Here is a 14,023-nt window from a genome sequence, read left to right on the forward strand (position 1 = left end):
TTTTCAAATAGTTCCGTAAGCATCGGAATAGGTGGAATAACCGGAATCAATGCAGGCTATAACAAAGCAAACGGCGAAGTAAAAGAAAACGCAGAAACACACATAGCAAGCACAATCACAGCAAAAGACACACTCACCACAAAATCCGGACAAGACACCAACATCATAGGCAGCAAACTTGAAGGCAATACCGTAAAAATGGAAGTTGGTAAAGACCTAAATATCGAAAGCCTTCAAGATAAAGAAACCTATGACGAAAAGAATAATAGCAGTGGCTTTAATTTTAGCGTAGAGGTATCACAGCCAAAAGGAAAGCCAGCTACCTATGAAAATGCAGGAATCACAGGCGGTAAAAATAAAGGCAAGACAAACTCCACCTACGAAAGCGTAACCGACCAAGCCGGCATCTACGCAGGTAAAGGTGGCTTCGATATTGAAGTTGGCAAAAATACTGACTTAAAAGGTGCAGTCATTGCAAGTGAAGCGGATGCGAGTAAAAATAAACTTAGCACGGATACGCTGACTTATTCTGATATAGAAAATAAGGCGGAATATAGTTCAAGTAGTAGTGGATTTAACTTTGATTCAAAAGGTGAAATTCCAATCACCCCTAGCCAAGGAATGCCTGCAAATGGAGAAGCAGAATCAACAACAAAATCTGCAATAGCCGAAGGAACAATCGAAATACGAAGCAACGAAAATCAAAATATTAGTGATTTAAGCAGAAATACACAAGAAGCACTTAATAAACTAGAAAAAATCTTTGACGCAAAAACAGTAAAAGAACAGCAAGAACTAGCAGATTTATTTGGTGAAGTCGCATTTAAAGCAGTAGGAGATATCGCAGATAGAAATTGGAAAAATGCAAAAACACCAGAAGAAAAAGCGAAATGGGCAGAAGGCGGGGAATACAAAATCCTCCTACATACACTTGTAGGAAGAATGATGTCTGAATTTGCTGGGAATGGATTTAAGTCTGGAGCAATAAGTGCAGGAATAAGCCAAGCATTGCAAAACCAACTATCTAAAATAGAAGATAAAGGTCTTAGGCTAATTGCAGGAGGTCTAGTCGCAGGAACGGTCAATAAGGTACTAGGATTAAAACCGGAAGTTGGGTCAAGTATAGCGATAAGTGGCATAAAAAATAATGATTATTGCCATAGACCAACAACAGAAGGGTCATATATATTTGTAGAAGGACAAGGATATTTTATAATAGAAAATGGTATAGATGTATATATGCAAGGGGATGTTCCGCCAGCAGGAGCAGTTGTTTGGTATCAAGACTATGACAATCAAGACTATGGAAATGAGTTTATAAAAGGTGATGGAGGAATAAATCTTAGCGACACATATTTTCAATGGGAAGAAAGAACAATAATTGCCGGAGCAGGAATGGCACAACAATATGTAAAAATACATGTTGCTGTAGATGATAACGAAAATGATATTTCGGTAAATGGTATGCCACTAATAAGTCCAGATGATTATGGGGAATATCAAAGAGCTTTAGATTTATACAATTACTATGGTGGAACAAGTATGGATGCTAAGGCAGGTATGATACTTCTTGAGGGCGGTGCTAGTTTAACTGGAAATGGAACAAAAGTAATTGATGGAATGAGAATTATTGAGGGAAAAGTAGGAGGAAAAATACCCTTAGATGATTTCATAAAAATTAGAAGTCAATCAATTCATAATGGAGAGGCTGAATTAATGACTCTTGGTAAGTATACAAATGGAACAGATTCATATATATCGGTAGCAGGAGAAAATTCAACATATTTTGATTTGGGAACTAAATGGGAAAACGTAAGAAATAGATATAACCTAACGAATAATGAAATGTTTGAATATTTTAATAAGCCTGCACTTGATGACGCAATTAGTAATGGTAAGGTAATTCAATTTTCTCATAATCCAGAATTACCAGCATATGAGAATAGTTTCTTGGCACAAGAGTGGAAATATTTAAAAGATAAATATGGTTATCAATCTTTAAAAAAAGAAGGAGATGTGTGGATTGCAAGATAAAAAAAGTATAATGATTGCAGATTCTATAATGAATATATTGAAAAACTATTTCAGAGAGAAAATTGATGGTTTTGTGATTTCTGATGCAACGGATATTCCGTATAACATGTTTAGCATAGAATTTAGATTATATAATTATTTTCCGATTATATTAAACTATGATAGAGGAAGTTTTGGTTGTGCAATTTCTTATGGAGAGCAAGGGATTGCTTTAGAAAATAGCCAAAGGTGGTATGATGAAGCTGATATGAATGTATTTGTTAAGGAATTAGATGAACAAATAAAATTAAGAATTCCAGATAAATTTTTGGATTATTATGGATGGAAATAGAGGATAGATAAAGGAAGAAATGGTTTTTCTGTCTCAAACTTAATAGCTAAATAAAAAAACAGAGGAGATAGAGCATTATTTCCTCTGTTTTTTTAGTTCCGCAAGTATCGGAATAGGTGGAATAACCGGAATTGCAGCCTTCTCGGTTTAATGGACACGAAAAACAATAAAAAAACTAAAAGAATCTTAGGATAGCTTTAAAATAGAAAATTATCAAGCTACTGAGTTTGATAAGATAAATTTTTCGAAATCATTTGGAGATATCCAACCTATACCACTATGAGAACGAACAGAATTATAGTACGTTTCAATATATCGAAAAATAGCTGTCTGCTCAGCTTGACGAGTAGAAAAACGCTGCAAATAAACAAATTCACATTTTAAGCAATTAAAGAAATTCTCAGCAACAGCATTATTATAAGGATTACCACGCCTAGACATGCTTTGTTGAATATGATGATGCTTTAAAAGGTCTCTATAAGCATAACAAGCATACTTTTGTGTCCACCAAATCGAGAAAGGGCGCACAATTATACCACTAAGAAAATTAGCAGAAATAACAGGTATTAATAAAGATAAAATAAATATATTAACAAAATAATTAGACAAAAAGAACCGTAACCTTTGTACTCCTTTATCTTTTTTGTTAAATTAGAGCCTTTATTATGAATTAGTTATCAGATAGATTAGTTTTTTGGGGTGCATTGCTAAGATTAAGTGAAGGGGTAGGTTCTGCACAGACAATACTATTTTGAATAAGGTACGATTTGGTTGCTTCATCTGAGTAAGAATATCCTTTTTCAATCATTGATTTAATAAAAATCTTATTATAAAAATATGCAAAAATTGGGCCGACAAATAGAGCGCCAAATCCTGCCGTGCATAATGCTGTAAATAAAGAAATCAAAAATAAAATTGCTGCCCATTTGATATCTCCACGAATTAATGGGACGAAGATTCCGAATAAAAAGGTTGTCCAAGAGTATCCTGTAGGACATTGTTTTACAAGTCCAGTACTTTGATTTTTTAAAGTAATCATAAAAAAACACATCCTCTATAAAAATATTAACTCCATGATAATTACAATAATACCATATTATAACATAAAATTAAAGGGAAAATATTTTAAAAAAGTAAATTTAATTATATTTATGGACTTTTTTGTAAATTCATGATATGGTCAATAATGATATGTTTTTCAATAAAATGGATTTGGAGTGATGGGGTTGTTATTTTGGAATCAGGGGATTAGGTTTTTATTAGGTGTTGTTGCATTAGGCTGTTTAATGTTTTATCCAGAAGTTAGCTTTGCAGCTGAGAATGGAGAAAATATAGTTCAGCAGTCAACTAATAATGAAATTTTCCTTGCAAAAGTTAAGGAAAATGGTAAATGGGGCTACATTGACCAAACGGGAAGGTCCATTATCCCAATTGTTTTTAATGATGTGGGTGATTTTTCATCTGGAATAGCAAAAGTTAAATTGAACGGTAAGTATGGATATTATAATAAGACAGGAAAAGAAATTATTCCAGCAATTTACGATGAGTTGGGTGATATAGAGGGAGGAATGATTTGGGCAAAACTCAAAGGAAAATACGGTTATTTTGATACGCTGGGACAGCTAGTAATTCCTTTTGAATTTGATGATTTTGTAGGTTTTAACGATGACCTATTTCTTTTAAAGAAAAATAAAGATTGGCAGTATTATAATAAAACTGGTCAAAAAGCTTTTGAGGGAACATATAAGAATGCTTCTTTTTTTTATAATGGTTTAGCGTCGGTTTCACAAGATGATAAATATGGCTACATAAATAAAAAAGGTGAAATAGTCATTCCTTATCAATATAAGTCCGCGAATCGTTTTAGTGAAGGGCTAGCAGCTGTTAGAGAAAATGGTAAGTGGGGTGTTATTAATAAAGAGGGTAAAATGGTAATAAAACCACAATTCAGTGCATGGATTTATAACTTTGAAGATGGGATTGCAACGATAAAAGATGGTGGAAAATATAAATATATAGATAAAAAAGGTGAACTGCTTTGCGAGGCAGATTTTGATGAAGTATATCCTTTTAATGGTGAAATTGCTGAGGTTAGGAAAAAGGTAAGCAAGTTTTGTTGGGGCGGTTTTTTACTGACTGTAGCAATGGGAAGTATCGTTGATCATCCAGCACCTAATACTAGCGTAAGAAGAATTGAAATTGACCAAAATGATTTAACAACGCAGAAACAAAAACGCGGGTATATAGATAAAAAAGGTGATTTTGTTATATCAACAAAGAATGATCAGGTGGATAAATTTCATGAGGGTATAGTGCGAGTAGTTACTGATGGAAAAAGTGGCTATATGAATATAAAAGGAGAATATATAATTCCTGCCCAATATGATGCGATATTAGGGTTTTCCGAGGGTGTAGTAGGGGCAAGTAAGGATAAAAAATGGGGATATGTAGACTTAAAGGGAAATGAAGTAATTCCTTTTAAATATGATATGGTTTCTGATTTTAGTGAAGGGCTTGCAGCAGTTAAGGTACTGGACAAATGGGCATGTATTAATAAAGAGGGAACTCAGATTGTTCGTTTAAAATACAATGCCATTAATGGATTTTCTGAAGGGGTGACTACTGCAAAGATAAATAATGCTTGGGTTATTCTTGATACAGCAGGTAATATAATAATGTCAGAAAATGCAGCGATTGAAGATATGACATATTCTAAAAATGGTTTGATTCAATTTAAAGAAAATAAAAAATGGGGTTATATGAATTATCAAGGCGACAAGGTAATTGAAGCAAAATATGATTCTGTTACAGATTTCTTGAAAAGTTAAAACGACGAAAAGAGGTTATGATTAGCGAGTTTAATCGCTAATCATAACCTCTTTTTATAAGATTAAATACAAATTACAGTTATTTAATTTTACTAATAGAAATATTAAGTTGATACGTCCCATAAAGGGAAAGTTGATCTAGTAGGGCATTGAGTTCCTCTTGGTTTTTTGCATGTACTTTTAATAGATAGCAGCCATGACCACTTATTTTATGGGCTTCTTTTATTGTGTAATGGGATTTGATTAGTTTTTGCAAGCCAAGGTGGTCGAGGTTTTTCATAAAGAGAATAATAAAACATTGTATTGAATTATTTAGTTTTGATTCATCAATCTCAATAGTAAAATGTTTGATGACGCCAGTTGATTCTAGTTTATCAATTCTAGCTGCTACCGCGGGAGCGGATAGATGAACTAGCTCTGAAATGTCTTTTAATTGCATTCTAGAATTCATTTTTAGGCAATCAATGATTTGGATATCCGTAGAATCTAAGTTTATGGTTTTATCATTCATCTTTATCCACAACCTTTTTAAATTATTTTTTTTCCTTAAAAACTTTAATAAATAAAGGATTATCCTAGATAATCTTTCTCTAAAAAAATAGCAAAATGCTAAACTTTAGATGTGATCACAATTTAGTTATGAACTAAGATTTAGATAGGGTTAAAAATGCATTTGAATCAAGCCATGCCTTATCTATATAAAATCATAAGAGTTTTTAGCTCTTTTTGCAATGTTGATGTATCTTTATATAAATAAATTTAGAGGTATATTTTGAAAGGGGATTTATTATTATGGATAATAATGTTTTATTGCTTATTGATTTTCAAAGAGAATATAATACCAAAGGACGCCCGTTCTATATCAAAGAGATTGAGGAAAGTTTAAAAAATGCACAAAGTGTTTTACATTACGCTAGGAAAAATAAATGGACGATTATTCACGTAAAACATTATAATGATTTAGAATTCAAAAATACAGAAGTTTTTTTAAAAGGGAATAAGTATGCAGAATATATAGATGAATTTATTCCCTTGAAAACAGAAGCTGAATTTGGAAAAAATAATTATTCTTGTTTTTCAAATGAAGAGTTTACGGGGTTTCTAGAAAAATATAAATCGGCAAAAATTTTTGTTGTTGGTTACAATTCAAGAATGTGTGTGCTTTCAACAATTATAGAAGGGTATCATAAAGGGTATAAGTTCTATTTGGTGCATGATAGTTCAAATGCAAAGGCGGATATGATATATACAGAAAAAGAAATACATGGAGTAATGACTTCTGTATTAGCTACTTTTTCGCAGGTTGTTTCAACAAAAGAAATAGTAAAATAGGTATTCTTTAAAAGTGCATTATAATAAAATATTTTTTAAAACATAAATAAAACAGCTAGAGGACTAAAACATCACTACTTTCGATGTTTGCCCTCTAGCTGTACCTATAGTTTGACATTGGGTTACTATACCTCATTCATTATTTTGTTGTCCGATATTCACTTGTCTGGACTCCTTTTCATCAGAGACCTCATACTGTTTATTTCTATAGCTAGCCTAACTAAAAAATATTATTTACAGGCGCGATCGCACGGCAGATGAGCCATTGTCGCTAACTAAACTATATAGAGAAACATACAAGTAAAATCTAAATGGGTAGCCATTCATGTCATGACATTCAGAACAGGAATCTTTGTTGCGCATTGTTGCAATCAATGCGTTCTTCTAGGGGTAAACGGATTCACCTTACACGAATACTTACCGTCCTCTTCTGTGCCGTATCAGTATCTTCTCTCACCAAGAGTATACATCCGTCGGGATTGCATCTCTACATAGGTAACGAGTAAGATCTTTCAAACAATTTATTTGCACCGTGACGTTAAGCTTATGTTGGGATGACTTGTTCGGTCATGTCTTCGATAAACCTCACTTCCCTTCTGTATGAAGATTTCCTATTCCTTATGGCTTTATTATAGCATAACCAAAAATTTATTTCAATATTCAGATTATTTAAAATTTATAAATATTTTCGCTGATTTTCGATTGAATTTGCTAATTTAATTGGAGAAGGAAGAAGAGGTACTTTCTAAAATTATTTTTATATTTTAGGGCTAGGATACTTAGGTTAGGGGACAAATTACATCTTGAAACATATTATGTAATATAGGAGGTGAACGATATGTCTGATATGGAGCGTTCTAAAATAGAAGAAATTGTTCGATTTACAATTGATGAATATTGTGATAATTGGATTTTGTGGGTTGTGGTTTTACTATTAGCTTTTGTTCTTTTGATGGGAAATACTTTTTCGTTTTGGCTTGGGGTATTAGTGGGTTTGGCAATTCCATACTATATCATTCCACACTATTTCCCTAACAAGTGTGAAACCGTTGCTGAATAGATTCTATGGCTACATTCAGTGGTGATAGAAAATCCGCTGGATGTAGTTTTTTATATAGTTGAGAAATCGTTATTTTGCAATATTTCATCTATTTTTTGCATTGTAGAAAATATTTGAATTGACCAGTTTTTATCAGCGGCGTAAAGTTCATTAACATCACGAATCGTGTGACCACGATAGTAGTCTCCGTCGATATAATGTGTGCGTAGAAATTGTGCGACATAAGCAATAGCATCTGCTTTAGAGGCAAATGCGATTGCATTTTCAGAAGTACTTGTATAAGCTGCAAAGCCAAATAAATTATTACGCTCTGTTGCTAGTGTGGATTTTCCCCAGTTTGATTCGTGAATTGCAATTGCAGCTAAGAAAACAGCATTGATTCCCGTATCTAATTCGGCATTAATAAACGACTCTCCTAATCCTTGCATAGGAGTATTTTTCAAAACATAGTTTAATTCAAATGCGGTTATTGCTGAGAGGGAAGTAATATCAAAGGTTTCTGGTGAGTAACGTTGGTAGTTTCGACTAGTTTTTGGCTTAGCACGATAGATTTTTGAGTTCAATTCAGCATCACAAAATCGAAGACGTGTGCTTTCAGGGGTGACGATTGTCTGGATAGTCAGCTTGCCGCGCGCACAAAAAAAATCTACGTATAAATTGGTCAGAGAATTTTTCTTTTTTTGGACTTGCTTTGCTAAACTTCTAAGTTCAACGGTAAGAGTCGCGATTTTATTATTTGTAATTTCAAGGTTTTCTTTTACTGAGGTTATACCTATATAAGGCGATGAAACAATGGCATAAAAAAATATACTAAATATAAATAAAATTACTAGGCATAATGATATTATGTAAAGTAAATAATTTTTAAATAGTATGTATAGTATGTTCATGGTGATCACCGCCTTATCTTTTAAGTTTAAGGATTAGGTGTAATCGGGATATGAAAAAGAGTATTTTAAATTAATTATACAAAAAATAGCAAATAAACCCGAATAAAAAGACATCTAGGCAGGAAAAAAGAGATTTCAAACTTGCTTAGATGTCTAATATATTTTTAGTAATGTAATGATTAATTAGCTGTTTTTACGCTGAAATTCTACCATGAAATCAGCTAATGCTTGACAGCCGGCTTTTGGCATTGCGTTGTAAATAGAAGCGCGAAGTCCGCCTACGGAACGATGACCTTTCAAACCGCCTAGACCTTTTTCAGTCGCTTCGGTAATAAATTGTTTTTCTAATTCTTCCGTTGGTAAGCGGAAGGTAGCATTCATGAAAGAGCGGCTCTCTTTTTGCGCATGTCCGCGATAGAACCCATTACTGTTATCGATAGCATCGTAAATAATAGCAGCTTTTTCTGCATTGCGTTTTGCCATAACTTCAAGGCCGCCGTTGTTTTTAATCCAGCGAACTACTTTGCCAAGCATATAGATACCAAATGCTGGGGGTGTGTTATAAAGGGAATTATTTTTTGCATAAGTATCATAACGAAGCATTGCTGCAATATTTTCTGGCAAGTTTTCAATCATTGATTTACGAATTACAACTAAACAAACACCGGAAGGCCCAAGATTTTTTTGTGCGCCAGCATAAATCATGGAGAATTTTGAAAAATCAACCGGACGAGAAAGCATATCAGAGGACATATCTGCAATTAATGGAACACCGTTTGTTTCAGGAACGTATTTCCATTCCGTACCAAAAATTGTATTGTTATAGCAGATATGAAGATAAGCTGCGTTATCGCTTAATTTGATATCTTCTTGTTTTGGAATATAAGTGAAGTTTGATTCTTCACTGGAAGCGGCAATGTGTGTTGCACCAAAAAGTTTTCCTTCTTTCAAGGCTTTTTTGGCAAAGGAGCCGGAAACTACGTAGTTCCCAATTTTTCCTGCTGTTAAAAAGTTCATTGGAATCATATCAAATTGCATACTTGCGCCGCCTTGGATGAATAACACTTCGTAGTCATCACCAAGTTTCATCAATTCTTTGATATCGGCAATTGCTTGATTATGTACAGCTTCATATGGTTTGGAACGGTGACTGATTTCCATAATGGACATGCCTGTATTTTGAAAGTTTAATAATTCAGCCTGTGCCTCTTGAAGAACTTCAAGCGGTAGAACTGCTGGACCAGCGTTGAAATTAAAAATACGATTATTCAAATCAGGATACCTCCTCAGGTAACTTGTTTATTTTTTTGTTATATTCTAACGCTATTTTTACAAAATCGTCAAGGAAAAAATAAAAAATGTTTTTTTGAAAAATACACTTGACGTTTGACGGAGGATAAAATATAATTTAATACATGATAAAAAAATAAAACAGTCATTTTATTGACTATTTGTAAATGCGATGATGGGGAAGCGATTTAGCGATTACTTTTCAGAGAACCGGTGTTTGGTGAAAATCGGTAAGTGGTGTAGATTGTTCCGCCCCAGAGTATCTAATGATGAATTAAGACGGGTTTCGCCCGATATAGCGGACTAGAGGAAGCATATTATGCTAACTTGGGTGGTACCGCGGAATATTAAAGTTTCGCCCCAATTGATTTGGGGCGAAACTTTTTTGTATATATGCCAGATTCCGACTGTGCCAGCAAAGGAATCTATGGAATTTGATTTTAAGATAAGAAAAGGAGAGTTTTGTAACATGATGAAAGTTTTAGTTGCCGATGGAGTTTCTCAAAAAGGGATAGACATTTTAAGTAAAGAGTTTGAAGTTGTAGAAAAACCAAAATTGACTGCGGAAGAATTACTGGAAATGATTCCTGAATTTGATGCGTTAATCGTGCGTAGCGCATCTAAAGTAACAAAAGAAGTATTTGCAGCAGCAAAGAATCTTAAAGTTGTTGGTCGTGCTGGTGTTGGTGTAGATAACATTAACATCGAGGCTGCTACAGCGAAAGGTGTTATTGTTCTCAATGCGCCAGAAGGTAATACAATTGCAGCTACAGAACATACGATGGCAATGATGCTTTCAATGGCGAGAAATATTCCAATTGCCAATGAAACAACACAAAAAGGTGAATGGAATCGTAAAAAATATGTCGGTGTTGAACTTCGTGGAAAAACATTAGGTGTGATTGGTTTAGGCCGTATCGGTAGCGGTGTTGCAAAACGCGCCTTGGCTTTTGATATGGATGTTATTGGTTACGATCCATATGTTAATGAAGAAAGAGCGCAAAACATGGGCATTGAACTCGGTACATTAGATGATATCTATACAAAAGCAGATTTCATTACAGTACATATGCCGCTTACAGCACAAACAAAGCATATGATAGGTAAAGAAACTTTTGCAAAAATGAAAAAAGGCGTTCGTTTAGTAAATTGTGCACGTGGTGGAATCATTGAAGAAGCTGCATTAGCTGAAGCTGTAAAAGACGGTATTGTAGCTGGTGCCGCAATTGACGTTTTTGAGAGTGAACCTATGGGCGAAAATCATCCATTACAAGGGCTAGAAAAAGTTGTACTTACACCTCACCTTGGTGCATCTACGGTAGAAGCGCAAATCGGGGTTGCAGTTGACGTTGCTTATGGGGTAGCAGCAGCACTTCGCGGCGAACCTGTTTCAACTGCGGTAAATATGGCACCTGTTTCGGCTCAAGTAATGAAAACAATCAGACCTTACTTTGACTTGGCAGAACGTATGGGATGTACAGTTCGTTCTTTAGCAGAAGGTGCAATTTCTGAAGTAGAAGTAGAATACAATGGTGAAATTACAAAAGTAGATACAAAAATGATTACAACTGCAGTTGTTAAAGGAATGTTAAACCCAATATTGCAGGATGCAGTAAACTATGTAAATGCGCCTGGTATTGCGAAAGAGCGCAATATTAAAGTGAAATCCGTTAAGAATGCAGAGGCAGATAATTTTGCAAATCTAATTACGGTACGTGTAAAAGCTGCGAAAAATGCGGTGGAAGTACAAGGGACATTATTCGGTGAAGAGGCTCGCATTGTTACAATTAATAAACATCGTGTAGATGTTGATCCCCATGCGAGAATCTTAATTTGCCCTCATATCAATTGCCCAGGTGTTATTGGTAAAGTTGGTTCTATTATGGGTGCTGCGGGTATTAATATTTCTGGTATGCAAGTGGGTAAAACAGATATTAAAGGAACAAATATTATGGTACTTACTATTGATAATGAAATTTCAGCGGATGTTCTTGCTGAGGTTGTTAGCGTACAAGGAATTTTTGATGCAAAATTAGTCAACTTTGACGTAGTTTGAGGAAGATTTTCTTCCTATATAATATAGGAATAGATGAATAGTAAAATTAAGAGATAAAAAATACAAGTCTTCAAAATAAAGACTTGTATTTTTTATCTCCATCTTTCATAGATTTTATCATATGAGGTATAATGAAAATAATGAATTTTATTAATGAGGAAATAGAATGAAAGAAATAGAGTTTTGTGAAAAAGTTCATCTACTTGGGGGAAAACTTTATATTGTCGGCGGCTGGGTGAGAGATTTATTAAGGGGGGTAGCTGCACACGATAAAGATTATGCTTTATGTGGAGTTTGTGAAGAGTCTTTTGTACAGACATTCCCACAGGCAGTTCGTATAGGAAAAGCTTTTCCTGTGTATTTACTTACTGTTGATGAGAAAAAATGTGAAGTTGCTTTTGCGCGAAGTGAAATAAAATCTGGTGATGGATATCGAGGGTTTTCTATTGTATTTGATTCTAAAATTACAATAGAAGAAGATTTGTATCGTAGGGATTCTACGATGAATAGTATTGCCTATGATGTAATGACAGAAGAGATTATTGATCCATATCATGGTGCAGAGGATATCAAAGCGAAACGAATTCGGGCTGTTTCTAAGCATTTTACCGATGATCCCGTAAGAGCGCTTCGGGCTGCGCGCCAAGCGGCGCAATTTGGTTTCGCTATTGATGATGTAACGATAGAGTATATGAAACAATGCCGTAGGGAGATCCAACTGGAAGCAAAAGAACGATTGGTAGGAGAGTTGGAAAAAGCGCTGAAAACAGATATTCCATCAAGATTTTTTTCTGCATTGCGAGATGCAGAATTATTGGATGTGACATTTCCACATATTTATGCGCTTATTGGCAAAACGCAACCGAAGAAATATCATCCAGAGGGAGATGCGTTTGTGCATAGTATGCAAGTCTTAGATAGAGTTGCCATGGAAAACAACCGTGTAGAGGTTCGTTTTGCCGCATTAGCACATGATATTGGAAAAGGGGTAACGCCAGCGGTCATGTTGCCACATCATTATGGACATGAAAAAAAAGGCATAAAAGTTTTAAGTGAGTGGAATTTTCTAATGACATTACCGCGTCTATGGATAAAATGTGCGGATTTTGTGATTAAAGAGCATATGCGTGTCAATGTCATGAAACATGATGGGAAAATTGTTGATTTTATTATTGCGTTAGGGAAAAATCCGATTGGTGCAGATGGTTTTTCGGCCGTAATTCGGGCGGATAATGGAAGCTTACCAGAGTTTTTAATTCATTACGAATTTTATTTAGGTAAGTTAAGTCGGGTATGTGGGCATTCGGCACCACAAGGGTTGTCGGGAAATCAAATTGGTGCATGGGTTCGTAATGAACGTTTACGTCTTTATCAACAGCTCAGAACTCAGGTTGAAAATAATTGTGTGTGAAAATTGCTGAAAAAATCAATAAATTATATAAAAACGTTGAATTTCATTTGAAATTCAACGTTTTTATATATTCAAGAATATTGATTTCATGAATCGAAGAAATGATTTTATCTGCTTGACTTAAATCTTGTTTCCCAGAGTTTGGGTTGGCAAATCCAACGCATTTCATTGCTGCAGCTTTTGCAGCGATTGTGCCACTTTTTGAATCTTCAATGACAAGGCAATTTGCTGGTTCAACGCATAATAGGTGAGCAGCTTTGAGAAATATATCAGGTGCAGGTTTACTATTTTCAATATCGTCTCCGCTGACAATTACATCGAAATAATCGTGTAGCCCAAATTTATCAACAACAGTATTAATAAATAATCGCTCTGATGATGAAGCAATCGCTGTTTTTATTTTATGTTTTTTTAAACTTGCTAATAATTCTCGAATGCCGGTGATTGGTTCATCATCTAGTTTTTTTATTTCTCGAATAATAATATCGCGTTGATAGGCTGCTATTTCAGCTATGGTCTGCTTTAATTGATATAATTCTCTTGTCTTGGTAAATACGGACATACTTGTCATTCCGGTATAGTCTTCGGGACAATCGAGAAATTCTGTTATACCAAATTCTCGTAACATATCTGCATGAATTTTATTGTAGATTGGTTCGCTGTCGATAATGACTCCGTCCATATCAAAAATAACAGCTTTCATAAAATATCCTCCTCAAAATGTTTACTATATCTCTATTATATATGATTTTGTAAAGTGTTGTTCCAATTTTTTCAAAAACTTCCTAGGA

Annotated in this window: 13 protein-coding genes and 1 other annotated feature; of the genes, 7 read left to right on the forward strand and 6 right to left on the reverse strand. The window is 34.4% G+C overall.

What is annotated here, in order from left to right:
• Window positions 1-45: 45 nt before the first annotated feature.
• Window positions 46-2,034 (forward strand): hemagglutinin repeat-containing protein, encoded by a 1,989-nt coding sequence (locus P3F81_RS00740; RefSeq protein WP_309320769.1) that lies wholly within the window; start codon window positions 46-48, stop codon window positions 2,032-2,034.
• Window positions 2,024-2,365, forward strand: coding sequence for a hypothetical protein (locus P3F81_RS00745; RefSeq protein ID WP_147667293.1), 342 nt, complete (start codon window positions 2,024-2,026; stop codon window positions 2,363-2,365). Before P3F81_RS00740 ends, P3F81_RS00745 begins: the two co-directional genes overlap by 11 nt.
• Window positions 2,366-2,578: 213 nt before the next feature.
• Here the strand turns inward: P3F81_RS00745 and P3F81_RS00750 are convergent, their stop codons facing one another.
• Together P3F81_RS00750 and P3F81_RS00755 are read right to left on the reverse strand one after the other, a co-directional pair.
• Window positions 2,579-2,974, reverse strand: coding sequence for an IS3 family transposase (locus P3F81_RS00750; RefSeq protein ID WP_147667291.1), 396 nt, complete (start codon window positions 2,972-2,974; stop codon window positions 2,579-2,581).
• Window positions 2,975-3,035: 61 nt separating this feature from the next.
• The gene (locus P3F81_RS00755) at window positions 3,036-3,404 is read right to left on the reverse strand and encodes a hypothetical protein (RefSeq protein WP_309320532.1); all 369 of its coding nucleotides are present in this window, start codon (window positions 3,402-3,404) and stop codon (window positions 3,036-3,038) included.
• Between the two features lie 187 nt (window positions 3,405-3,591).
• Here P3F81_RS00755 and P3F81_RS00760 point away from each other — a divergent pair, with 187 nt between their 5' ends.
• Window positions 3,592-5,193 (forward strand): WG repeat-containing protein, encoded by a 1,602-nt coding sequence (locus P3F81_RS00760; protein WP_309320533.1) that lies wholly within the window; start codon window positions 3,592-3,594, stop codon window positions 5,191-5,193.
• 79 nt (window positions 5,194-5,272) lie between these two features.
• Here P3F81_RS00760 and P3F81_RS00765 read toward each other — a convergent pair whose 3' ends face one another.
• Window positions 5,273-5,704 (reverse strand): Lrp/AsnC family transcriptional regulator, encoded by a 432-nt coding sequence (locus P3F81_RS00765; RefSeq protein ID WP_147667287.1) that lies wholly within the window; start codon window positions 5,702-5,704, stop codon window positions 5,273-5,275.
• A gap of 281 nt (window positions 5,705-5,985) precedes the next feature.
• On the opposite strand from P3F81_RS00765, the gene P3F81_RS00770 reads away from it, so the two are divergent.
• Together P3F81_RS00770 and P3F81_RS00775 are read left to right on the forward strand one after the other, a co-directional pair.
• Window positions 5,986-6,525 (forward strand): cysteine hydrolase family protein, encoded by a 540-nt coding sequence (locus tag P3F81_RS00770; protein ID WP_147667285.1) that lies wholly within the window; start codon window positions 5,986-5,988, stop codon window positions 6,523-6,525.
• Window positions 6,526-7,363: 838 nt separating this feature from the next.
• Complete coding sequence (locus tag P3F81_RS00775; RefSeq protein WP_147667283.1) at window positions 7,364-7,585, forward strand: hypothetical protein; 222 nt, start codon at window positions 7,364-7,366, stop codon at window positions 7,583-7,585.
• Window positions 7,586-7,635: 50 nt separating this feature from the next.
• Here P3F81_RS00775 and P3F81_RS00780 read toward each other — a convergent pair whose 3' ends face one another.
• Together P3F81_RS00780 and serC are read right to left on the reverse strand one after the other, a co-directional pair.
• Window positions 7,636-8,475, reverse strand: a complete 840-nt coding sequence (locus P3F81_RS00780) for a glucosaminidase domain-containing protein (protein ID WP_147667280.1) — start codon at window positions 8,473-8,475, stop codon at window positions 7,636-7,638.
• Window positions 8,476-8,658: 183 nt separating this feature from the next.
• A complete protein-coding gene (gene serC, locus P3F81_RS00785) occupies window positions 8,659-9,747 on the reverse strand; it encodes a 3-phosphoserine/phosphohydroxythreonine transaminase (RefSeq protein WP_147667278.1) in 1,089 nt (362 codons plus the stop codon).
• Window positions 9,748-9,928: 181 nt separating this feature from the next.
• Window positions 9,929-10,131 (forward strand) — a binding site (T-box leader).
• Between the two features lie 106 nt (window positions 10,132-10,237).
• On the opposite strand from serC, the gene serA reads away from it, so the two are divergent.
• Together serA and P3F81_RS00795 are read left to right on the forward strand one after the other, a co-directional pair.
• The gene (gene serA, locus P3F81_RS00790; protein ID WP_147667513.1) at window positions 10,238-11,821 is read left to right on the forward strand and encodes a phosphoglycerate dehydrogenase; all 1,584 of its coding nucleotides are present in this window, start codon (window positions 10,238-10,240) and stop codon (window positions 11,819-11,821) included.
• Window positions 11,822-11,987: 166 nt separating this feature from the next.
• Window positions 11,988-13,232 (forward strand): tRNA nucleotidyltransferase/poly(A) polymerase-related protein, encoded by a 1,245-nt coding sequence (locus P3F81_RS00795; protein ID WP_147667276.1) that lies wholly within the window; start codon window positions 11,988-11,990, stop codon window positions 13,230-13,232.
• A gap of 43 nt (window positions 13,233-13,275) precedes the next feature.
• Here P3F81_RS00795 and P3F81_RS00800 read toward each other — a convergent pair whose 3' ends face one another.
• Entirely contained in the window at window positions 13,276-13,935 is a 660-nt protein-coding gene (locus tag P3F81_RS00800; protein WP_147667274.1) for an HAD family hydrolase, read from the reverse strand.
• Between the last annotated feature and the right edge of the window lie 88 nt (window positions 13,936-14,023).

The organism is Selenobaculum gibii, assembly GCF_030273445.1.
In the GTDB taxonomy this organism is placed as follows: domain Bacteria; phylum Bacillota; class Negativicutes; order ICN-92133; family ICN-92133; genus Selenobaculum; species Selenobaculum gibii.

What these genes read in the sequence shown, in the direction of transcription:
- P3F81_RS00755 (WP_309320532.1), bottom strand. Translation starts at nt 3,404, where the DNA reads ATGATTACTTTAAAAAATCAAAGTACTGGACTTGTAAAACAATGTCCT.
- P3F81_RS00765 (WP_147667287.1), bottom strand. Translation starts at nt 5,704, where the DNA reads ATGAATGATAAAACCATAAACTTAGATTCTACGGATATCCAAATCATT.
- P3F81_RS00770 (WP_147667285.1), top strand. Translation starts at nt 5,986, where the DNA reads ATGGATAATAATGTTTTATTGCTTATTGATTTTCAAAGAGAATATAAT.
- P3F81_RS00775 (WP_147667283.1), top strand. Translation starts at nt 7,364, where the DNA reads ATGTCTGATATGGAGCGTTCTAAAATAGAAGAAATTGTTCGATTTACA.
- P3F81_RS00780 (WP_147667280.1), bottom strand. Translation starts at nt 8,475, where the DNA reads ATGAACATACTATACATACTATTTAAAAATTATTTACTTTACATAATA.
- serA (WP_147667513.1), top strand. Translation starts at nt 10,238, where the DNA reads ATGAAAGTTTTAGTTGCCGATGGAGTTTCTCAAAAAGGGATAGACATT.
- P3F81_RS00795 (WP_147667276.1), top strand. Translation starts at nt 11,988, where the DNA reads ATGAAAGAAATAGAGTTTTGTGAAAAAGTTCATCTACTTGGGGGAAAA.
- P3F81_RS00800 (WP_147667274.1), bottom strand. Translation starts at nt 13,935, where the DNA reads ATGAAAGCTGTTATTTTTGATATGGACGGAGTCATTATCGACAGCGAA.